The 21,865-nt window shown below is 65.4% G+C and carries 16 protein-coding genes and 1 tRNA gene; 11 read left to right on the plus strand and 6 right to left on the minus strand.

All coding sequences use genetic code 11. The annotated features are described in order from the left end of the window. Nucleotides 1–100 precede the first annotated feature (100 nt). Nucleotides 101–1,207, minus strand: coding sequence for an aromatic ring-hydroxylating dioxygenase subunit alpha (locus tag DCN14_RS04640; RefSeq protein WP_096504081.1), 1,107 nt, complete (start codon nucleotides 1,205–1,207; stop codon nucleotides 101–103). A 271-nt stretch (nucleotides 1,208–1,478) separates the two neighbouring features. Here DCN14_RS04640 and DCN14_RS04645 point away from each other — a divergent pair, with 271 nt between their 5' ends. The 4 genes from DCN14_RS04645 to folE2 all read left to right on the plus strand — a co-directional run bounded on the left by DCN14_RS04645 (nucleotide 1,479) and on the right by folE2 (nucleotide 5,612). Beyond that, a complete protein-coding gene (locus tag DCN14_RS04645) occupies nucleotides 1,479–1,781 on the plus strand; it encodes an exodeoxyribonuclease VII small subunit (protein ID WP_096504079.1) in 303 nt (100 codons plus the stop codon). Continuing rightward, nucleotides 1,778–2,662 (plus strand): polyprenyl synthetase family protein, encoded by an 885-nt coding sequence (locus DCN14_RS04650; protein WP_096504077.1) that lies wholly within the window; start codon nucleotides 1,778–1,780, stop codon nucleotides 2,660–2,662. Before DCN14_RS04645 ends, DCN14_RS04650 begins: the two co-directional genes overlap by 4 nt. A gap of 81 nt (nucleotides 2,663–2,743) precedes the next feature. Beyond that, nucleotides 2,744–4,648 (plus strand): 1-deoxy-D-xylulose-5-phosphate synthase, encoded by a 1,905-nt coding sequence (gene dxs, locus DCN14_RS04655; RefSeq protein ID WP_096504075.1) that lies wholly within the window; start codon nucleotides 2,744–2,746, stop codon nucleotides 4,646–4,648. Nucleotides 4,649–4,802: 154 nt separating this feature from the next. Continuing rightward, a complete protein-coding gene (gene folE2 / locus DCN14_RS04660) occupies nucleotides 4,803–5,612 on the plus strand; it encodes a GTP cyclohydrolase FolE2 (protein ID WP_096504073.1) in 810 nt (269 codons plus the stop codon). 100 nt (nucleotides 5,613–5,712) lie between these two features. Here the strand turns inward: folE2 and tsaD are convergent, their stop codons facing one another. Then, entirely contained in the window at nucleotides 5,713–6,753 is a 1,041-nt protein-coding gene (gene tsaD, locus DCN14_RS04665) for a tRNA (adenosine(37)-N6)-threonylcarbamoyltransferase complex transferase subunit TsaD (protein ID WP_096504071.1), read from the minus strand. 131 nt (nucleotides 6,754–6,884) lie between these two features. On the opposite strand from tsaD, the gene DCN14_RS04670 reads away from it, so the two are divergent. The 4 genes from DCN14_RS04670 to dnaG all read left to right on the plus strand — a co-directional run bounded on the left by DCN14_RS04670 (nucleotide 6,885) and on the right by dnaG (nucleotide 10,996). Then, complete coding sequence (locus tag DCN14_RS04670) at nucleotides 6,885–8,105, plus strand: NAD(P)/FAD-dependent oxidoreductase (RefSeq protein WP_096504069.1); 1,221 nt, start codon at nucleotides 6,885–6,887, stop codon at nucleotides 8,103–8,105. 102 nt (nucleotides 8,106–8,207) lie between these two features. Continuing rightward, the gene (gene rpsU / locus DCN14_RS04675; RefSeq protein WP_006479415.1) at nucleotides 8,208–8,420 is read left to right on the plus strand and encodes a 30S ribosomal protein S21; all 213 of its coding nucleotides are present in this window, start codon (nucleotides 8,208–8,210) and stop codon (nucleotides 8,418–8,420) included. Nucleotides 8,421–8,602: 182 nt separating this feature from the next. Beyond that, nucleotides 8,603–9,049, plus strand: a complete 447-nt coding sequence (locus tag DCN14_RS04680) for a GatB/YqeY domain-containing protein (protein WP_059524656.1) — start codon at nucleotides 8,603–8,605, stop codon at nucleotides 9,047–9,049. 72 nt (nucleotides 9,050–9,121) lie between these two features. Then, entirely contained in the window at nucleotides 9,122–10,996 is a 1,875-nt protein-coding gene (gene dnaG, locus DCN14_RS04685) for a DNA primase (protein ID WP_096504067.1), read from the plus strand. A gap of 66 nt (nucleotides 10,997–11,062) precedes the next feature. On the opposite strand, the gene DCN14_RS38980 is transcribed toward dnaG, so the two are convergent. Further along, entirely contained in the window at nucleotides 11,063–11,197 is a 135-nt protein-coding gene (locus tag DCN14_RS38980) for a hypothetical protein (protein WP_275896820.1), read from the minus strand. 253 nt (nucleotides 11,198–11,450) lie between these two features. Between DCN14_RS38980 and rpoD the strand changes: the two genes are divergently transcribed. The 3 genes from rpoD (at nucleotide 11,451) to DCN14_RS04705 (ending at nucleotide 15,582) form a co-directional block, all read left to right on the plus strand. Beyond that, on the plus strand, nucleotides 11,451–13,502 hold the full coding sequence (gene rpoD, locus DCN14_RS04690; protein WP_240327270.1) for an RNA polymerase sigma factor RpoD: 2,052 nt from the start codon (nucleotides 11,451–11,453) through the stop codon (nucleotides 13,500–13,502). A 138-nt stretch (nucleotides 13,503–13,640) separates the two neighbouring features. Further along, a tRNA-Ile gene (locus tag DCN14_RS04695) sits at nucleotides 13,641–13,719 on the plus strand. 312 nt (nucleotides 13,720–14,031) lie between these two features. After that, the gene (locus DCN14_RS04705) at nucleotides 14,032–15,582 is read left to right on the plus strand and encodes a phospholipase D family protein (protein WP_096504063.1); all 1,551 of its coding nucleotides are present in this window, start codon (nucleotides 14,032–14,034) and stop codon (nucleotides 15,580–15,582) included. 150 nt (nucleotides 15,583–15,732) lie between these two features. On the opposite strand, the gene DCN14_RS04710 is transcribed toward DCN14_RS04705, so the two are convergent. The 3 genes from DCN14_RS04710 to DCN14_RS04720 form a co-directional block, all read right to left on the minus strand. Beyond that, entirely contained in the window at nucleotides 15,733–17,478 is a 1,746-nt protein-coding gene (locus DCN14_RS04710) for a DUF3300 domain-containing protein (RefSeq protein ID WP_096504061.1), read from the minus strand. Between the two features lie 352 nt (nucleotides 17,479–17,830). Next, a complete protein-coding gene (locus DCN14_RS04715) occupies nucleotides 17,831–19,666 on the minus strand; it encodes a S53 family peptidase (protein WP_096504059.1) in 1,836 nt (611 codons plus the stop codon). Nucleotides 19,667–20,366: 700 nt separating this feature from the next. Further along, nucleotides 20,367–21,854, minus strand: a complete 1,488-nt coding sequence (locus tag DCN14_RS04720) for an efflux transporter outer membrane subunit (RefSeq protein ID WP_096504057.1) — start codon at nucleotides 21,852–21,854, stop codon at nucleotides 20,367–20,369. Nucleotides 21,855–21,865: the final 11 nt, after the last annotated feature.

A 21,865-nucleotide genomic window follows, 5' to 3' on the forward strand; every position in this document is an offset into this window, starting at 1 on the left:
CAAACGGCCTGATACTCCAAGTCTAAACAAAAAAAGACGGGCCGAAACCCGTCTTTTCATATGCCGAATGCCGTGCGGCGCCGGAGCGCCGTTGGGGCCGTCAGAGATCGCCGAGATGGCGGCGCAGGAACTCGTGGAAGTGCTGCATGCCGTCTTCCATCGGGCTCTGGTACGGACCGACCTGCGACTCGCCGCGCGCCATCAGCGCACGCCGGCCCGCGTCCATCCGCATCGCGATTTCGTCGTCCTCGACGGCCGTCTCCATATAGGCGGCGCGCTCGGCCTCGACGAACTCGCGCTCGAACAGCGCGATTTCCTCGGGGTAATAGAACTCGACGATGTTCGTCGTCTTCTGCGGGCCGCGCGGGATCAGCCACGACACGACGAGCACGTGCGGATACCACTCGATCATCAGGCCCGGGTAATAGACCATCCAGATCGCGCCGAACTCCGGCGGCACGCCGTTGCGGAACTTGAGCACCTGCTCGTGCCACTTCTGGTAGGTTACGCTGCCCGGCTTGGCGAGTGCGTTGTGCACGCCGACCGTCTGCACGCTGTACCAGTCGCCGAACTCCCAGTTGAGATCGTCGCACGACACGAAGCTGCCGAGGCCCGGGTGGAACGGAACGACGTGGTAATCCTCGAGGTAGACCTCGATGAACGTCTTCCAGTTGTAATCGCACTCGTGCACTTCGACGTGATCGAACTGGTACTCGGAGAAGTCGAAGTGATGCTTCGTGCCGAGGTTCGCCAGATCGCGCGCGACGTTGCGGCCTTCGGCCTCGAACAGCAGCCCCTGCCAGTTCTGCAGCGGGCTCTTGCCGAGGTTCAGGCACGGCTTGTCGGGGAAGTGCGGCGCGCCGAGCAACTGGCCTTCCAGATCGTACGTCCAGCGGTGCAGCGGGCACACGATGTTCTGCGCGTGACCGCGCCCGTTGAGCATGATCGCCTGCCGGTGGCGGCACACGTTCGACAGCAGTTCGATCTGGTTCGCCGGGTTGCGGACCAGCACGCGGCCTTCCTTCTCGGACGGCAGCGCAAAATAATCCCCCGCCTCCGGCACCATCAACGCGTGCCCGACGTAACGAGGTCCTTTCTTGAAGAGGGTTTCGATCTCGCGCTCGAGTAGCGCCTCATCGAAATATGCAGTGACTGGAAGCTGGCTGTGAGCCGACTTCAACTGAAGCGCATCGCTCAGATTGGACATTCCCACTCCCGGTGTTAGCGTGAAAGCAGTGAACAACCCAACCATCGAAAAATCGATTTAGGGAAACGGGGAATTATACCCGGTTCGTCTCGCAAGGCTAGGATTAAGTGCCTGATTTGTGTCAATTTTTTGTCGGGCGACGATCGTCGGGTGCACAATGTGTGCAACAGAAGGGGCCCGAAGCCGGGCCGGGGTGTCCAAGTCGTCAGGTCGGAAAATTCTCTTTTGCCGTAGAATGTCCGACTTGTTTTGAAATTTGACACCCTCGTCCATGGCGAAAACCGCATCCCAAGGCGCTACCCCGCCCGGTAATGGCACCGAAGGCACCGAACCGTTGCCGGACAATTACGAAGCGGCGCTCGCGGAACTCGAGACGCTGGTTGCCCGGATGGAAGGCGGCGCACTGAGCCTCGAGGATTCACTGGCGGCGTATCGCCGCGGTGCGACCCTCGTTGCATTTTGCCAACAGCAACTCGAGAAGGTGGAGCAGCAGGTCCGCGTGCTCGACGGCGCGACGCTGAAGCCGCTTTCGTCCGGAACGGCCGCCACGGACGGCGAAGACGACGATCTATGACATTCGAACAATGGATGCGGTCCGTGCTCGGCCGCGTCGAGGACGCACTCGGCCACTATTTGCCGGCTGAAAACGTGGTGCCCACGCAACTCCACGAAGCGATGCGCTACGCGGTCCTCGGCGGCGGCAAGCGCGTTCGCCCGTTGCTGTGCCATGCGGCAGGCGAACTGACCGGCGCGACGGAAGCGGCGCGCAACGCGGCGGCGGCGGCGCTGGAGATGATCCACGTCTACTCGCTCGTGCACGACGACATGCCGTGCATGGACGACGACGCGCTGCGACGCGGCAAGCCGACCGTGCACGTGCAGTACGACGAGCCGACGGCGCTGCTGGTCGGCGATGCGCTGCAGTCGCAGGCATTCGTTGCGCTGACCGACGCCGCTGCGCTGTCGCCGGTACAGCAGGCCGCGCTCGTGCGCGAGCTTGCGCTCGCGAGCGGCTCGATCGGCATGGCCGGCGGTCAGGCGATCGACCTGGCGAGCGTCGGCCTCAAGCTGACGCGCGAACAGCTCGAGACGATGCACCGGATGAAGACGGGCGCGCTGCTGCGTGCGGCCGTGCGGATGGGCGCACTGGCCGGCGAGGCGCCGTCGGCGGAAGCGATGGCTGCGCTCGATGTATACGCGGGGGCCGTGGGTCTGGCCTTCCAGGTCGTCGACGATATTCTCGACGTCACGACCGATTCGGCGACGCTCGGCAAGACGGCCGGCAAGGATGCGGCGAACGACAAGCCGACTTACGTATCGATCCTCGGCCTCGACGCGTCGCGCGAGCTCGCAGCCCAGCTGCGCGCCGAAGCGCACGACGCGCTGAAACCGTTCGGCGCACGCGCACAGCGTCTCGCCGAACTTGCCGACCTGGTGGTGAACCGGGTCAGCTGACGCGAAAGCCCGCCGCCGCGCACACGCTACGGTGCGTGCAATAGAATGCGGGCGCGTTTGATTTCCTACAATGGAACGACGATGTACGACTTGCTGAAAACCATCGACGACCCGGCGGATTTGCGCCGCCTCGATCGTCGCCAACTCCAACCGCTCGCGGATGAACTGCGCGCGTTCGTGCTCGACAGCGTGTCGAAGACGGGCGGCCATCTGTCGTCCAACCTCGGGACGGTCGAGCTGACGATCGCGTTGCACTACGTGTTCAACACGCCGAACGACCGGATCGTCTGGGACGTGGGTCACCAGACCTACCCGCACAAGATCCTGACGGGTCGCCGCGACCAGATGCATTCGCTGCGCCAGTACGACGGCATCTCGGGTTTCCCGCGTCGCAGCGAATCCCAATACGACACGTTCGGCACCGCACACTCGAGCACGTCGATTTCTGCGGCGCTCGGCATGGCGATCGGCAGTCAGCTGAACGGCGACGATCGCTTCTCGATCGCGGTGATCGGCGACGGTGCGATGACGGCCGGCATGGCGTTCGAGGCGATGAACAACGCGGGCGTGTCGGAAGATGCGAAGCTGCTCGTGATCCTCAACGACAACGACATGTCGATTTCGCCGCCGGTCGGCGCGCTGAATCGCCATCTCGCCCGCCTGATGTCGGGCCGCTTCTATGCGGCCGCGCGCGCAGGCGTCGAGCGCGTGCTGAGCGTCGCGCCCCCGGTACTCGAACTCGCGCGCAAGCTCGAGGAGCATGCGAAGGGCATGGTCGTGCCGGCTACGCTGTTCGAAGAGTTCGGCTTCAACTACATCGGCCCGATCGACGGTCACGATCTCGATTCGCTGATCCCGACGCTGCAGAACATCCGCGAACTGCGCGGCCCGCAGTTCCTGCACGTGGTTACGAAGAAAGGCCAGGGCTACAAGCTGGCCGAAGCCGATCCCGTGCTCTATCACGGCCCCGGCAAGTTCAACCCGGCAGAAGGCATCAAGCCGTCGACCACGCCCGCGAAGAAGACGTACACGCAGGTGTTCGGCGAATGGCTGTGCGACGAAGCTGAGCGCGATTCGCGCGTCGTCGGCATCACGCCCGCGATGCGCGAGGGCTCGGGCATGGTCGAGTTCGAGAAGCGCTTCAAGGATCGCTACTACGACGTCGGCATCGCCGAGCAGCACGCGGTGACGTTCGCGGGCGGCCTCGCGACCGAAGGGCTGAAGCCCGTCGTCGCGATCTACTCGACGTTCCTGCAGCGTGCCTACGATCAGCTGATCCACGACGTCGCGCTGCAGAACCTGCCGGTCGTGTTCGCGATCGACCGCGCGGGCCTCGTCGGTGCCGACGGTGCGACGCACGCGGGCGCGTACGATCTCGCGTTCATGCGCTGCATCCCGAACATGACGATCATGGCTGCGTCCGACGAGAACGAGTGCCGCCAGATGCTGCACACGGCGCTTCAGCAGCCGAACCCGACCGCGGTGCGTTATCCGCGCGGCGCGGGCACGGGCGTGGCGACGGTGAAGGAACTCACCGGAATCCCGCTCGGCAAGGGCGAGGTGCGTCGCCGTACGTCGCAGCCGGAAGGCAAGCGCGTCGCGATCCTCGCGTTCGGCACGATGGTCGCGCCGTCGCTCGTGGCGGGCGAAGCGCTCGACGCAACGGTGGCGAACATGCGCTTCGTGAAGCCGGTCGATGCGGCGCTCGTGCGTGAGCTCGCCGAGACGCACGACTACCTCGTCACGGTCGAGGAAGGTTGCGTGATGGGCGGTGCGGGCTCGGCCTGCGTCGAAGCCCTGATGGAGAGTGGGGTTATCCGACCCGTAATACAATTGGGCCTCCCTGACCAGTTCATCGATCACGGCGACCCCGCGAAGCTGCTGTCGCAATGCGGCCTCGACGGCGCGGGCATCGCGAAATCGATTCGCGAACGCTTCCTGAGCCCGGCGGCCGATGTCGCCGGTCAGGCGAAGCGCGTCGCGTAAGCTGGCGCCGCCCGCGGGCGGCGTCGGTGCGACTGGCGTAACCGGTCTTCATTGATTCGGAAAACATGGGCCTGCGGGCCCATGTTGCTTTTCCGGCTGCCGCATGACGCGGCGTGCGCGTCGTCGAACGCGCGGCTTACAAGGATTGAACAAGATGAACCAGATGAATCCCGCCTTCGTGATGCCCGACGTGCAGAGCACGGTGGATACCCGCCAGATTCCGATTCAGCGCGTGGGCGTGAAGGCGGTCCGGCATCCGTTGACGGTGTGCACCGAAAGCGGCGACGTGCAGCCGACCGTCGGCGTCTGGAACCTCGACGTGCGTCTGCCTGCCGATCAGAAGGGCACGCACATGTCGCGCTTCGTCGCGCTGCTCGAAGACAACCGCGCGCCGCTGACGGTCGAGCGTTTCCGCGCGATGCTCGCATCGATGCTGGAGAAGCTCGAGGCCGAGGCCGGCCGCATCGAGGTCACGTTCCCGTATTTCGTGAACAAGACGGCGCCGGTGTCGGGCGTGCAGAGCCTGCTCGATTATGAAGTGACGCTCGCGGGCGAAAGCCGCAACGGCGAGACGCGCCTGTTCCTGAAGGTGCTCGTGCCGGTAACGAGCCTGTGCCCGTGCTCGAAGAAGATCTCGCAGTACGGCGCGCACAACCAGCGCTCGCACGTGACGATCGACGCCGAGCTCGCGGCCGACCTGCCGGTCGAGGCGCTGATCCGCATCGCGGAAGAAGAGGCGTCGTGCGAGCTGTGGGGCCTGCTGAAGCGTCCGGACGAGAAGTTCGTCACGGAGCGTGCGTACGAAAATCCGAAGTTCGTCGAGGATCTGGTGCGCGACGTCGCGCAGCGTCTCGATGCGGATGCGCGCGTGATCGCGTACGTGCTCGAAGCCGAGAACTTCGAGTCGATCCACAATCACAGCGCGTATGCGCTGATCGAGCGCGACAAGCGCCACGCCGCGTAACGCTGCGTCGATTTGCCGCTGCAATGAACAAGGCCGCTCGAGAACGAGCGGCCTTTTGCTTTTCGGCGCGTGCCGGTGCGGGGTTATCGCGTTGTGCGGCTCAGCGCGCGAGCGACGTGAGATCCCAGCGCGGTTTCACCGTGAACGCGTAGTCGGCACTTGCCTGCTCGGGCCAGCGGCCGAGCCGCAGCGCGCCGGCGAGCGCGATCATCGCGCCGTTGTCGGTGCAGAGCGCGAGGTCGGGATAGTGCACGTCGAAGCCGCGCTTGGTCGCGGCGGCCGACAGCGCCGCGCGCAACTGGCGGTTCGCACCGACGCCGCCGGCGACCACGAGCCGCTTGAGCTTCGTCTTCTTGAGCGCGGCGAGCGACTTCGCGACCAGCACGTCGACGGCCGCATCGACGAAGCCGCGCGCGAGGTCGGCCTTCGCGCGCTCCAGCGTGTCGCCTTCGAGCTTCGCGGCCTCGAATTTCTTCATCTGGGTGAGCACGGCCGTCTTCAGGCCGCTGAAGCTGAAGTCGAGATCGCCGGAATGCAGCATCGGGCGCGGCAGCACGACGGCGCCCGGCGTGCCCGTTTCCGCGAGCTTCGAGACTTCCGGGCCGCCCGGGTAGCCGAGGCCGATCAGTTTCGCGGTCTTGTCGAACGCTTCGCCGGCCGCGTCGTCGAGCGTCTCGCCGAGTGTCTCGTACACACCGACGTCGGTCACGCGCATCAGCTGCGTATGGCCGCCCGACACGAGCAGCGCGATGAACGGGAACGGCGGCGGCTCGTCGACGAGCAGCGGCGACAGCAGGTGGCCTTCGAGGTGATGGATGCCGACGGTCGGCTTGTTCCACGCGAGCGCGAGCGCATTCGCGATGCTCGCGCCGACCAGCAGTGCGCCGGCGAGGCCGGGGCCCTGCGTGAAGGCGATCGCGTCGATGTCGTCGCGGTGCGTGCCGCTTTGCGCCATCACCTCCTCGAGCAGCGGCAGCGCGCGGCGGATGTGGTCGCGCGAGGCGAGCTCGGGCACGACGCCGCCGTATTCGCGATGCATCGCGATCTGCGAATGGAGCGCGTGCGCGAGCAGGCCGCGCTGCGTGTCGTAGAGCGCGAGGCCGGTTTCGTCGCAGGAGCTTTCGATGCCGAGAACGAGCATGGGTGCGGGCAGGGCGCGCCGTATCGGGCGTGCCGCAGGAAGGTCAACGTAACCCGAAATTATAGCAGGCGAGGGCTGGCCTGCCGCCGCGGGCAGCCCGGCCCCGAAGCCGGGCAGGTACAATCCGCGCCATGGAAACCTATGACATCGCCGTGATCGGCGCGGGCGCCGCCGGGATGATGAGCGCCGCGGTTGCCGGGCAACTCGGCCGCCGCGTGGTGCTGATCGACCACGCGCCGCGGCTCGCCGAGAAAATCCGTATCTCGGGCGGCGGCCGCTGCAACTTCACGAATCTGTACGCTGGCCCCGACAATTACCTGTCGTCGAATCCTCATTTCGCGCGCTCGGCGCTCGCGCGCTATACGCCGCGCGACTTCCTCGGGCTGCTCAAGCGCCATCACGTCACCTGGCACGAGAAGCACAAGGGCCAGCTCTTTTGCGACCACGGCAGCGACGCGATCATCGACGTGCTGAAGCACGAATGCGACGCGGGCGGCATCGCGTGGCGCCGGCCCGTGGTCGTGGACGCGGTGCGCCACGCGCCGGAGGACGGCTTCACGCTCGACATGCAGCAGGCGGGGCCGATCCGCGCACGCGCGCTGGTCGTCGCGACGGGCGGCCTGTCGATCCCGAAGATCGGCGCGACGGACTTCGGCTACCGGCTCGCGAAGCAGTTCGGCCACAAGCTCGTCGATACGCGGCCCGCGCTCGTGCCGCTCACGTTCGCGCAGCAGGACTGGGCGCCGTTCGCGGCGCTGTCCGGCGTGTCGCTCGAGGTGCGCGTGTCGACCGGCGACAGGAAGCGCGGCGGCGAATTCGTCGAGGATCTGCTGCTGACCCATCGCGGCCTGTCGGGGCCCGGCATTTTGCAGATCTCCAGCTACTGGCAGTCCGGCGACCCGATCCGCATCGACCTGCTGCCGCAGTGCGACGCAGTGGCCGAACTGCTCGACGCGAAGCGCGCGTCAAAGCGCCAGATCGGCTCGTTGCTCGCGGACTGGGTGCCGTCGCGTCTCGCGCACGTGTGGCTCGACACGCATCGCGTCGCGGCCGATGCGCGGCTCGCGGACCTGCCCGACAAGACGCTGCGCCAGATCGGCGATGCGCTGTCCGGCTGGACGCTGACGCCGAACGGCACCGAGGGCTACAAGAAGGCCGAGGTGACGAAGGGCGGTGTCGATACGCGCGAGCTGTCGTCGGCGACGATGATGAGCGCGCGGGTGCCGGGGCTGTTCTTCATCGGCGAAGCCGTGGACGTGACGGGCTGGCTCGGCGGCTACAACTTCCAGTGGGCATGGGCGTCCGGCACGGCAGCCGGGCAGGCGGCGGCGGAGTTCGCGCGCGGCGCGTGACGGCGGCCGGCCCGTGGATGACGGGACCCGTCCCTTATGTCTTTGTGCGGTGCTCTGCTATACTCGTAAATCTTCCCTGCAAACCTTTATTCGTGTCGGATCATGACGATCATTCGCGTTAAAGAGAACGAGCCGTTCGAAGTCGCCATGCGTCGCTTCAAGCGCACGATCGAGAAGAACGGTCTGCTGACCGAGCTTCGTGCGCGCGAGTTTTACGAGAAGCCGACCGCCGAACGCAAGCGCAAGAAGGCTGCCGCGGTGAAGCGTCATTACAAGCGTATCCGCAGCCAAACGTTGCCGAAGAAGCTGTACTGAACGATTGAGCGCCGCGCGATTCACCGAGCGGCGCACCGGCGATTCTGCACGGTCGGTCACGATCGCGGGGCGAATCGCCGATGCCGGATTCGAGCAACCCGCTTGAGACATAGTCCCAAGCGGGTTTTTGTGTTGACGCCCTTTTGTGGGCGTCGAACTCACATTTCCATCCCGGGTGCAAGATGAGTTTGAAAGAGCAGATCAGCGAAGACATGAAGGCCGCGATGCGCGCGAAGGAAAGCGAGCGTCTGGCGACGATTCGCCTGCTGATGGCCGCGATCAAGCAACGTGAAGTCGACGATCGCGTAACCCTCGACGACGCGGGCATCACGGCCGTGATCGACAAGATGATCAAGCAGCGCAAGGATTCGATCAGCCAGTTCGAGGCCGCGGGCCGTGACGATCTCGTCGCGAAGGAGCAGGCCGAACTGACCGTGCTGGGCGCGTACATGCCCGCGCAGTTGTCGGACGCCGAAGTGGCTGCCGAAGTCCAGGCCGCGGTCGCGGCAACGGGCGCGGCGGGCCCGCAGGACATGGGCAAGGTGATGGGCGTGCTGAAGGGCAAGCTCGCCGGCCGTGCCGACATGACGGCCGTTTCCGCGCAGGTCAAGGCCGCGCTTTCGAAGTAAATCCCGCTTTCCGGCGCGCCGCATGCGTGTGCGCCGGGGCGTCGTATTGTCTATTTTTCGCTCGATCCCACGGTGATTCCGCATTCGTTCCTGCAGGATTTGCTGAACCGCGTCGATATCGTCGACGTGGTGGGCCGGTACGTGCAGCTCAAGAAGGGCGGCGCGAACTTCATGGGGCTGTGCCCGTTCCACAACGAGAAGAGCCCGTCGTTTACCGTCAGTCCGACCAAGCAGTTCTATCACTGCTTCGGCTGCGGCGCCCACGGCACGGCGATCGGCTTCCTGATGGAGCACGCAGGTCTCACGTTCCCGGAAGCGGTTCAGGAACTCGCGCAATCGGTCGGGTTGACCGTGCCGCACGAGCCGTCGATGCGCGGTGGGGGCGCAGGCGGTGGCGGCGGCGATTATCCGGCGCCCGTATCGAAGTCGGTCGCGACTGCGTTGTCCGACGTGATGTCGGCCGCGTGCGACTACTACCGCAAGCAATTGCGCGGCGCGACGGTCGCGATCCAGTATCTGAAGAACCGGGGCCTGACCGGCGAGATCGCCGCGCGCTTCGGGCTCGGTTATGCGCCGGACGGCTGGCAGAACCTCGAAACCGCGTTCCCGGACTACCGTGACGATTCGCTCGTCGAATCGGGGCTCGTGATCGTCAGCGAGAAGACCGACGGGCAAGGTGTCGCGCGACGCTATGACCGGTTTCGCGAGCGAATCATGTTCCCGATCCGCAACGTGAAGGGGCAGGTGATCGGGTTCGGCGGCCGCGTGCTCGGCAGCGGCGAGCCGAAGTATCTGAACTCGCCGGAAACGCCGCTGTTCAACAAGGGCAGCGAACTGTACGGGCTGTTCGAGGCGCGTCTCGCGATTCGCGAGCGCAAGTACGTGCTGGTCGTCGAAGGCTACATGGACGTCGTCGCGCTCGCGCAGCTCGGCTTCCCGAACGCGGTCGCGACGCTCGGCACGGCGTGTACGCCGATTCACGTACAGAAGCTGCTGCGCCAGACCGATACGGTCATCTTCAGCTTCGACGGCGACTCGGCCGGGCGGCGTGCGGCACGTCGCGCGCTCGAGGCATGCCTGCCGCATGCGGCGGACAACCGGACGATCCGATTCCTTTTCCTGCCGTCCGAGCATGATCCGGACAGCTATGTACGCGAATTCGGCGCGGATGCGTTCTCCGAGCAGGTCGAGCGCGCGATGCCGTTGTCGCAATTTCTGTTGAACGAAGCAATTGCCGGCAAGGCGCTCGATCAGCCGGAAGGCCGTGCGAAGGCGCTGTTCGATGCGAAGCCGATGCTGCAGGCGCTGCCGGCGAACGCGTTGCGCGCGCAGATCATGCATATGTTCGCCGACCGGCTCGATATCCCGTTCGAGGAAGTGGCCGGGCTGTCCGACGTCGATTCGCGGATCGCTGCGCCGCCGCGCCAGGCGCCCGCGCGCAGCGAACGGCGGCGCGTGACCGACAGCGAAAAGCGGGCATTGCGCACGCTCGTCATGCATCCGCGCATCGCGTCGCAACTCGACGACGAGCAGATTGCGACCCTGCGGGCGCTGCCCCGCATCGGCGAGCTGTTCGCGGAGGTCGTCGATCACGCGCGCGCGCTGGGCGACGGCGCCGAGTTCCGGCTGCTGTCGGATGTCCTGCGGACATCCTCGAATGGGGCGACTTACGAGGAAATCTTCCGCGAAATTCTGGACTATGATGAAAACGTCCGCGACTTGCTGTTACAGAATCCGGAAGACGAGACGGTGCCCGAGCGGCAGCGCGAACAGGAACGGATCGCGGGGGAGGAACTGCAGGCAGCGGTGCTCAAGATGCGCTATGACGCTTGCTGCGACCGGCTCGACAGGCTGGCGCGGCAATCCACTTTCACACCCGAGGAACTGGCTGAATTGACGGAATTGAACCAGCAGCGAACCGACATGAAGCGTCGGCTCGGGCTGTAGGCGGCCGGGGCGCCAGGAGAGGGCTCCCCAGCGTGCTATAATATAAGGTTTCCAGCGGTTTGTTTTCTAAGCAGAGGCGAAATTCGCGATGGCAAAGACGACAGGCGGAAAGAAAGCAACAGGCAAGGGCTCGACGGAGCCGACCACGAAGGTCACAGCGGCCAAGTCTGCTTCTTCCATCAGGACAACGTCTTCAGCCACGTCAGCCCCTGCAGGAAAAAAAACCGCGGCCGGCACTGCTCAGGCTGCGCCGGCGCCGGCAGCCAGAACACGGGCTGCCGCCAGACCCGACTCCGGGCCGGCCCAGCCGGCGGCGAAGCGGGCAAGTGCGAAAAGCGCAAGGGACACGACTGCCGCTGCGGACGAAACGGCAGTACGTACTACTCATGCACCAACGGTTCAACCGGCTGTCGTCCAGCAGCCGCGAGTCGATATAGCCGGTACGGCGAACTCCATGACCAAAAAGCTGAACGAAGTATCCGTCGATGACGACGCAAATCAGAGCGACGAGCAGCCCGCAGCCGTGGCTGCTCCGGGCAAATCCAAGGTGCGCGATCGTCGCGCCAAGGAAAAGGCGCTGCTGAAGGAAGCGTTCGCGACGAGCACGCCCGGCACGGCCGAGGAGCTCGAAGAGCGCCGCGTGAAGCTGCGCGCGCTGATCAAGCTCGGCAAGGAGCGCGGCTTCCTCACGTATGCCGAAATCAACGACCACCTGCCGGACAACTTCACCGAGACGGAAGCCCTCGAAGGCATCATCGGCACGTTCAACGACATGGGCGTGGCGGTTTACGAGCAGGCACCGGACGCGGAAACGCTGCTCCTGAACGACAACGCGCCGGCCGCGTCGTCGGACGACGAAGTCGAAGAGGAAGCGGAAGTCGCGCTGTCCACCGTCGATTCGGAATTCGGTCGCACGACCGATCCGGTCCGGATGTACATGCGTGAAATGGGCACGGTCGAGCTGCTCACGCGCGAAGGCGAAATCGAGATCGCGAAGCGGATCGAGGACGGCCTGCGCCACATGGTGATGGCCATCTCCGCGTGCCCGACGACGATCGCCGACATCCTCGCGATGGCCGAGCGCGTCGCGAACGAAGAGATCCGCGTCGACGAGCTCGTCGACGGCCTGCTCGATCCGAATGCTTCGGACTCCGCCGATACGGACGGTTTCTCCGCGAAGGAAGCGGAAGCGATCGAGAACGAGGACGAGGAAGCCGAAGAGGAGGAGGAAGAAGAGGAAGAGGAGGAGGACGACGGTGCCGCGCAGGCATCGGCCAACGCCGCTCAACTCGAAGCCCTCAAGCGTGCGTCGCTCGACAAGTTCTCGCAGATCAGCGAGTGGTTCGACAAGATGCGCCGCGCGTTCGAGAAGGAAGGCTACAAGTCGAAGTCCTACCTGAAGGCGCAGGAAACGATCCAGACCGAACTGATGACGATCCGCTTCACCGCGCGTACCGTCGAACGTCTGTGCGACACGCTGCGTGCGCAAGTGGACGAAGTGCGTCAGGTCGAACGTCAGATCCTGCACATCGTCGTCGACAAGTGCGGCATGCCGCGTTCGGAATTCATCGCGCGCTTCCCCGGCAGCGAGACGGATCTCGACTGGGCCGAGAAGGTCACGGCCGAAGGTCATTCGTACAGCGCGGTGCTGTCGCGTAACGTTCCGGCGATCCGCGAACAGCAGCAGCGCCTGCTCGACCTGCAGGCGCGCGTCGTGCTGCCGCTGAAGGACCTGAAGGAAACCAACCGCCAGATGGCGGCCGGCGAACTGAAGGCGCGTCAGGCGAAGCGCGAAATGACCGAGGCGAACCTGCGTCTCGTGATCTCGATCGCGAAGAAGTACACGAACCGCGGCCTGCAGTTCCTCGACCTGATCCAGGAAGGCAACATCGGCCTGATGAAGGCGGTGGACAAGTTCGAATACCGTCGCGGCTACAAGTTCTCGACCTATGCGACGTGGTGGATCCGTCAGGCCATCACGCGTTCGATCGCGGACCAGGCGCGTACGATCCGTATTCCGGTTCACATGATCGAAACGATCAACAAGATGAACCGCATCTCGCGGCAGATCCTGCAGGAAACCGGTCTCGAACCGGATCCGGCAACGCTCGCCGAGAAGATGGAAATGCCGGAAGACAAGATCCGCAAGATCATGAAGATCGCGAAGGAGCCGATCTCGATGGAAACGCCGATCGGTGACGACGACGATTCCCATCTCGGCGACTTCATCGAGGACAACAACACGGTCGCGCCGGCGGATGCCGCGCTGCATGCAAGCATGCGCGACGTCGTGAAGGACGTGCTCGATTCGCTGACGCCGCGCGAGGCGAAGGTGCTGCGGATGCGTTTCGGTATCGAGATGAGCACCGATCACACGCTCGAGGAAGTCGGCAAGCAGTTCGACGTCACCCGCGAGCGGATCCGTCAGATCGAGGCCAAGGCGCTGCGCAAGCTGCGTCACCCGAGCCGTTCCGACAAGCTGAAGTCGTTCCTCGAAGGGAACTGATTTCCAGCGTCTCGGTTGCGAGCGCCGCCGGTATCCGTGTGATACCGGCGGCGTTTGTCCCTTTCGTCGTCTTTGTTGTTACAATGCCGGCCCGGCCTCGTTGCCGGGGCAGCGTGTAGCACGCTTTGCTTCTCGTCTGGGCCCCTAGCTCATGCTTGGTTAGAGCAGCGAACTCATAATTCGTTGGTGCCGGGTTCGACTCCCGGGGGGCCCACCAGATTCGCTTCCATGGTTGTCCGGGGAAGCCGCGAAACCCGCGATGCCGCACGGCGTCGCGGGTTTTTTCTCGTGTGCGCCGCCCGAATGTGTCGAACGTATTGAATGCGTTCGCGCCGGCGCCGCATGTCGCATCTTTGCCACCGGGGAAACACTGAAAGCGTGCCGCCCCGATATCAATCGAAGTATGCTGTAGCGCGATCCGGTCGCACGCTGATCCGTTCAGCGCGCGCATCGTGGACCAGCGCCGCGCTCTGTCCGGCAGCCAGAACAAACACAATCCGACTTCGCCCGACAGTGAGGGGCGGCCAACATGATCATGCTGCGTTCGTGGGGTGCGATTCTGTCGTTGCTGATGCTTGCCGCGTGCGCGAGCCTGCCGCCGCAGGCCGACCGTGCGCCGACGCATGCATTCGCCGATACCGGCAACACGCGCCTCGGCGTGGCATTTCGTCAGCAGGCCGCCGCGCATCCGGGGCAGGACGCGTTTCATCTGCTGCGCGACCCGGTCGATGCGCTCGATGCGCGCGTGCTGCTCGCCGATCGCGCGGACCGTTCGCTGGACCTCCAGTACTACATCTGGCACGACGACCTGACCGGGCATGAACTCGCGGACGCGATCATGCGCGCGGCCGATCGCGGCGTACGCGTGCGCGTGCTGCTCGACGATCTCGGGACGAACGCGGACGACCGAAAACTGCTCGAGATCAGTTCGCATCCGAACATCGAGATCCGGCTCTTCAATCCGGTGGCGACACGCCACTTCAAGAAGATCGGCACGGTGTTCGAATTCGCGCGCGTCAATCGGCGCATGCACAACAAGGCGATGATCGCGGACAACCAGGCGGCGATCATCGGCGGCCGCAATATCGGCGACGAGTACTTCGGCGCGTCGTCGATGCTGGAGTTCGGCGATCTCGACGTCGTCGTGCACGGCCCGGTCGTGAACGACATCTCGAACGAATTCGACGCGTTCTGGAATTCGCCGTATGCGTATCCGGTCAATGCGCTGGTCGGGCATGACGCGCCGCCGGGCGGACTCGATCAGGAACGCGAACGATTGCGCGATTACCTGCGGGCGATGGAAGACAATCCGTACGTGCTCGAGGCGCGGCACCGGCTCGACCAGATCGTGCATGGCGAGGGCACGGAGCTCTCATGGGGGCATGCAACGCTGCTGTACGACGATCCCGCGAAGATCGCGCGGGCGCCGAAGGACAGCGAAGGGCACCTGATGCCGCAGCTGCGTGCGCTTGCGTTGCGGCCCGAGCACGAGTTGCTGATCGTGTCGCCGTATTTCGTGCCGGGCAAGGACATGGTCGAACGGCTGCATGCGCTCACCGCGCGCGGCGTACGCGTGACGATCCTGACGAACTCGCTCGCATCGACCGACGTCGCGGCCGTGCATGCCGGTTATCGGCGTTATCGGCGCGATCTGGTGGAGGCCGGCGTGCGGCTTTACGAGCGCCGGCCGTCCGGCGACAAGAGCATCTCGAAGCAGGTCATCATCGGTTCATCGCGCGCGTCGTTGCATGCGAAGACGTATGTGTTCGACCGCAAGAGCATCTTCATCGGATCGATGAATCTCGACCCGCGCTCGCTGAACCTCAACACCGAGATCGGTGTTTATTGCGAGAGTCCGGCGATCGCATCCGAAGTTGCGACGGACCTGGAGCCGCGGCTCGATCGCATCGCGTGGCGCGTCGAATTGAGGAGCGACCCGGCGGGGAAAGGGCGGCTCAAGTGGATGCAGACCGACGCGGACGGGAAGGTGACCGAGCTCGATCACGAGCCGGAAGTGTCCGCGGCGCGGCGGATGGAAGTGTGGTTTCTCGGCTTGTTCCCGATCGAGTCGCAGCTATGAGCGATGATGCGGGCATCCGGCGATGCGTGCTTTCGTTGCCGGATGCCCGCGGTCGGGCGCTACCGAACGAGCCGGTCTCGTGCTTGATGTACGAGACGTCGCCACATGCGCTGACGACACTGCGCGCGCGCATGTAGCGGCCGCTACCGTTCACTCAGGACGGTGTTCGTGCGGGTCGTGTTGCTGTTGCGGTTGCTCGGAGTGATGCTGAGCAGGCTCGGGTTGTCGTGGCTGCGGTGCTGCATGTTCCTGCGGTTGCGGCTGGGCATGCGGCTGCATCTCCCTGCGCTGCTGTTGCTGTTGAGCCTCGTTGCGTTGCTGCATCTCGGCCCGTTGTTGCTGTTGCTGCTGAGCCTCATTGCGTTGCTGCATTTCCGCGCGCTGTTGCTGCTGTTGAGCCGCGTTGTGCTGCTGCATTTGCTCGCGTTGTTGCTGCTGAGCCTCGTTGTGCTGCTGCATTTGCTCGCGTTGTTGCTGCTGAGCTTCGTTGTGTTGCTGCATCTCCTCGCGTTGCTGCTGCTGCCGTGCGTCGTTGTGCTGCTGCATCGCATTGCGTTGCTGTTGCTGCGCTTCGTTCCGCTGCTGCGCCTGCTCCCGTTCCTGTTGCATCGCCTGTTGAGCATGCATCGGGCCACCGGGCGCCTGCCGACCCGATGCGTCGGCATGCGGCGCATTCGCGCGGTTCTGCTCGAACGCATTCGGCGCCGGCCGCGCACCCGGGCGTGCGTCATTCGCGCCGAAGTGCGGCATCGTCATCGGCGCGGCGCCGGGAGACGGTCGCATCGCCTGTTCGCGCGGCGGCTCCGCGCCCGGCCGCATGCCGTTGCGCTCGAACGTATTGTTGTTGGTGACGTTGCCGCCGTTGTTGTTCGTGATGCGCGTGTTGCGGATGTTGGTGATGTTGTTGACCACCGTGGTCGACTTCGTCACGTACGTGGTGTGGTTGTACACCACAGCCGGACGCTGCCAGCCTTCGTTCCGGTCCGGGCCGCCCCGGTGCGGCGCGCCCCAGTTCATGCCCCACGCGTGCCAGCCCCAGTCGTGGTGCCCGAAGATCGCGGCGCCCACGGCAATGCCGATACCGAACGTGACCACGCCGGCCGCCACGGCTTCGCCGGTGGTGTAGGCGGGCGGCTGGTACACGTAGCCGGGATAGGACGACACCGGTTCGCCATAGACGACGGTCGGGTTGTACGACGGCACGTAGACGACGTCCGGCTGCGCGGGCTCGATCTCGATGGCCTGCTCCGGCGGCGGGATGACGGCCGGGCCGCTGTAGACCGCCGGTGCGTCGGCGGACGGCGCATAGTTGGCCGGCGCGGCCGGTGCGACCTGCGTGACGTGCAACTGGCTGCCCGAGCGCAGATGGCCCGATGCCTGCGCACGCTGGCGCATCACCTGGATCGCATTCATCACGTCGGTCGGGTCGTTGTAGTACGCCTGGCCGAGCGCGGTCGTCCATGCCGGGTTCGACGCCATTTGCGCGAGCACCGCGGGGAAGGCGGTCAGCGCCTTGACGGACGGATCCCACGGCTGCGTATCGGCGGCGGTCGCGAGTGCCTGCCCCTTCAACGACGGATTCTGCCCGACCCAGGTGTTGGCGGCCGCGATCTGGTCCGGGTACGTGGCGCCCGCGAGCACGAGTGCGACGAGCTTGTCCGGAAAGAGCGCGATCGGCGCGACCATCTGGTAGAGCTGGTCGGCGCTCGGCGGCGTGTACGCAACCGGTGCCGACGCGGGCTGCGGCGCGGACGCGGCGCCGGCATCGCTCGCCGGTGCGGACGGCGTGGACGTGCTGTCGTTCTTGTTACAGGCCGACAGCCCGAGCAGCGACACGATGAGGGACGACGCAATCAGCGTCCTGACGGGATGGCGAGGTGCGGAGGCAGCGGTCATGGCGTTCGTTCGATGCAGTGGAGGCGTAAGCGGGGATGCGAGGCACGCGACCGGCTCGAGCACGATGTCGGCACCGTCCGTGCATGGGCCGGGGCATCGGCCTGAGAAAGAGGCGGACGGGAAGATCGGGTCCGCATGGTTGTTGTTCCGCGATCGATTCATATTCAGATAAACGCGCGACGGGTGCGGAAGGTGTCGCCATGTTGTGTAACAGTATGTGAGTGCCTTGCGGTCTGAAAGCATGAAGGAGCAACGAACCGGCCTGAAATGAAAAAACCCGCGAGGCCGTCGCGGGTTTTCTGTATCGGCGGGGCGGTTCCGGCCGTGGGCCGGAACACCGGTCATCGTGCCGTCATCGCGCGAAATCCGACGTGCTCTTGATGAACGCGTTCAGCTTCGAGATGTTCACGCTGCCGAAGCCCGTCGTCGCGTCCCAGCCGGCTTTCGCGTTGTAACCGTAGCTACCGCTGCCGTTGTTGCCGGACGTGACGTCGTGCAGCAGCGCCGCGTTGCTCGGGAAGTACTTGTAGATGCTCGACGCCGGGAAGCCGAGCGCGTTGTTGTTCGCCGATTGCAGACGCGCCCAGATGCCCGTGAAGATCGGCGCGGCGAGACTCGTGCCGCCTTCGTTGTTCAGGTAGCCGGACCCCCACAGCGTGTTGGACGTCTGGCCGTTCACCACGAGGATCGCGCCGGTGCGCAGGTCGGCGTCGAAGCCGACGTCCGGCAATGCACGCTTGGTCGATCCGGTGAGGCTCGACGATTGCCACGACGGCGCGGCTTCGTACTTGCTGTAGCCGCCGCCCGTCGACCACACGGTGCCCGGCTGCCAGCTCGGATCGTTCCACACGACTTCGCTGTTGTACGCGTTGGTCGACGTGTTGGTGAACAGCGTCGTGCCGCCTACCGCGATCACGTACGGCGACGTCGCCGGCTCGCTCACCGTGTAGGTCGAGCGCGACGGCGTGCCGCTCGCGCATTCGTATGCGCCGTGGTCGCCGGCCGATACGGAGAAGGTCTGCCCTTGCGCGACGGCCTGCTTGAAGATGGTGTCGTCGGTTGCCTGCGAGCCGGTGCTGTTCGCCGACGATTCGCACACGCCGAGCGACACGTTGATGACCTTCGCGACGTTGTCGCTCACCGCCTTGTTGTATGCGGCGGTGATGGCCGTGAGCGTCATCGACGGCGCCACGTAGAACACGACCTGCTTCACGCTGCCGCCGGCGGCGCCGACGATCGACTGGCTGTCGAGATTCCATTCGACGGTGCCGTCGGTGTCGGTGTACGAACTGCCGGACGGGCCCGTCTTCACGATGCTGCTGCTGATCGTGCCGAGACCGTTGTTCGCGGCGAACGTATCGAGGTCGCTGACCGTCTGCGACAGATCGCCTTCGGAGATGATGCCGACCGTGGTCTGCGACGCCGTCGGCGTGCCGTCGCCGCCGTAGAGCGACGAGAACTCGGTCGGGTTGTGCGGCACCGCGGATGCGCCCGCGGGGATCGTCAGGTTACTGGTGTTGCCTTGCGGCTTGCTGCCCGCGCCGGTATGCATCAGTTCGACGTTCTGCAGCCCGAGCACCGCGCCGACGACGCCGCCGATCGCGTTCGGCACCTGCGCGGCATCGGTGTTCGCATAGACGCTGCGGCCGTTGCGCGTGAAGCGCTTGAGCGTGGTGCGGAACCCGGACTTGATCGTGGCCGCGGTGCCGGACGCGGAGACGAGCAGGCGGTTCGGCGCGACCACGATGTCGACGAAGCCGGCCTTGCGCAGGTGCGCGACGACGGCCGCGACCTGCTGGTCGGTCGGCGCGTATTGCGCCGCGAACTGCGCAGGCGTGAGGAACTGCCTGTAGTGCGGCGAGCCGGGCGTATGCAGGTCGCGCAGGTACTGGTCGAGTTGCGCCTCGTTGCGCAGGTTCAGGCCGAGCACGACGTCGACCGTTTCACCGGGCGCCATTTCGGTCGCGGCTGCCGCGGCGGCCGCGGTGCTTGCCGCCGGCGCGCCGGCGGTACTGCTGCTTTCGCCTTGCTGGACGAGCGGCAGAAATCCCTTGGTGCGCGTCTCGGTCCAGCCGGCGGCCGGTGCGGCATGGACGGCCGTCATGCCGAACGTAGCGGCTGCTGCGGCGGCGAAGGCGAGCTTGACGATGCGGATGTGCTTTTGTTTCTTGTCTGCAACCTGATTCATTTGAATTACCCCTCCGGTTGAACATCGAACGGCACGAACAACAACGGTCGACAGCGGCGCCGATCGTGCGCCGCCGATATCCGCCGCGCCCGCACGGATGGTGCGGACGCAACGGGGCCTTTCGCCCGATCCGGAAAGACGGTCGTCCTCCGGGGGCGAAATGCTGGAATGCTCGGTAACGGGAGGGCTGCGCCGCGAGGCGAAGCAGCCGGATTTGACGCAGGCGGGATGGCTAGAGCAACAGCTTCGGTGTCCTGCTCATTTGGTTCGATCCTTCGGCTCGCTGCCGGACGGCAGGTGCCCAATGAAATGCATCGGATGTTGCATGCACCGACGCAAAGAGGATGGGGTCGGCGACGAGAACTTCGGTGCGGCGGAAGCGAAATGCGTGGAGCGGAAGCGATTGCGTGTCTTGCAATTCGTCAGATTGCTTGCATCGGACGGTATCAAGAATGAAAGTCGGGTGTCAAACTTTTTCTGATTATATGAAACAAAATTAAATGGAATAAAGCGAAATGATTTTGAAAAGATTGGCGGAGATTTGTAATTTTCAAATCCGGTATCGGATGCAATAGCGGATCGATCCGCTCGATCATTGACGAATCGATTCGTAATGCGCGAGCGGTTGTCGAGGAATCATTCGAATCGGCTCGATTGGCCGGATCGATGCGGCTGCATGCCGCTGGCGGTTTGCCGCGCGTCAACCGGCGTTCGTCTGCCATCCGAGCCCGAGGCTCTTCTGCAGCGACACGTAATCCTTGATCAGTTCGGCTTGCCCGGCGATCACGTTCTGTTGAGCGGCGAGCGCTTCGCGTTGCGTATCGAGCAGATCGATCATCGACGCGACGCCCGCGCGATAGCGTTCGTCCATCAGCGTGGCCGAATGCGTAGCCGACGTCTGCACCTTCGTCAGCGCGACCACGTGTTCGCGCTGGTGTCCGTAGCGCTGCAGCGACGTGTTCGCGTCCTGCAACGCGCCGAGCACCGCTTTCTGGTAGTTCGCTTCCGCTTCGTCACGCGACGCTTCGGCTGCGCGCACCGCGCCGCGCGTGCGTCCGAAGTCGAGGAGGTTCCATTGCAGGTACGGCGCGCCGATCCACGTGAAGTTTTGCTTGCGGAACAGATGGCCGGGATCCGTCGCGCTGAAACCGAGATCGCCGAGCAGCGTCACTTTCGGGAAATAGTCGGCGATGTGTTCGCCGATCTGCGCATTGCTCGATGCGAGCCGGCGCTCGGCCGCGCGGATGTCCGGCCGCTGCTTCAGCAGCGCGGCCGGATCGCCGACCGGCACGCTCGCGGGTAGCGCCGGCAGCGGCGTGTCCGGCGCCGACAGCGCGGCATCGAGCGCGCCGGGCGCACGGCCGGTCAGGATGGCCAGCCGGTCGAGCGACTCCGTCACCTGCGCGTCGAGCGGGGTCAGCGACGCGCGCGTGTTCTCGACCTGCGTCGTCAGGCGCTCGATGTCCGCATCGGCGGCGACGCCGCGCGCGCGGCGCTGCTCGGTGAGTTCGAGCATCTTCTGTTGCAGCTCGGCCGTGCGCTGCGACAGCGCGAGCCGTTGCTGCTGATCGCGCAGGTCGACATACGCGGTCGCCACTTCGGCCGCGATCGACACCTGCGTGTCGGCGAGATCGGCATCGACCGCTTCCGCCTGCGTGGAGGCGGCTTCGACCGCGCGACGCGTGCCGCCGAACAGGTCGATTTCCCAGGTCGCGTCGAAGCCCGCCGAATACAGTTGCAGCGGACCGGAGCCGCCAAGCGACGGGGACGAGCCGCCCGACTGGTTCGAGCCGTCCGACGGCAGCAGCGAGCCGAGCGCGCTGACGTCCGGCTCGCGCATGCGGATCGCGGCGACGGTGGCCGACGACTTCGGCAACTGGGCCGCGCGCTGTTGCGAGAGCTGCGCGCGGGATGCCCGCAAGCGCGCCTGCGCGGCGTGCAGATCGGGGTTGTGCGCGAGCGCGGCGGCAATCAGGTCGTCGAGCTGGCGATCGTGCAGCGCATGCCACCACGCGCTCGGCGCGGGCGCGGCGGTGTCGACGCCCGATGCCGGCGCGCGCACGAAGGTCGGTGCGTCGGGCGCAGCGGGCGCGCCGTGGTAGTCGGGGCCGACGGTACAGCCGGCGAGCAGGCATGCGGCCGCGCACAGCGTGAGCGCGGGGCGGCGGGGCAGGGAGAAGGGCTTCATCGCGTAAGACG

The sequence above is a fragment of the Burkholderia sp. IDO3 genome, assembly GCF_003366075.1.
GTDB lineage: Bacteria > Pseudomonadota > Gammaproteobacteria > Burkholderiales > Burkholderiaceae > Burkholderia > Burkholderia anthina.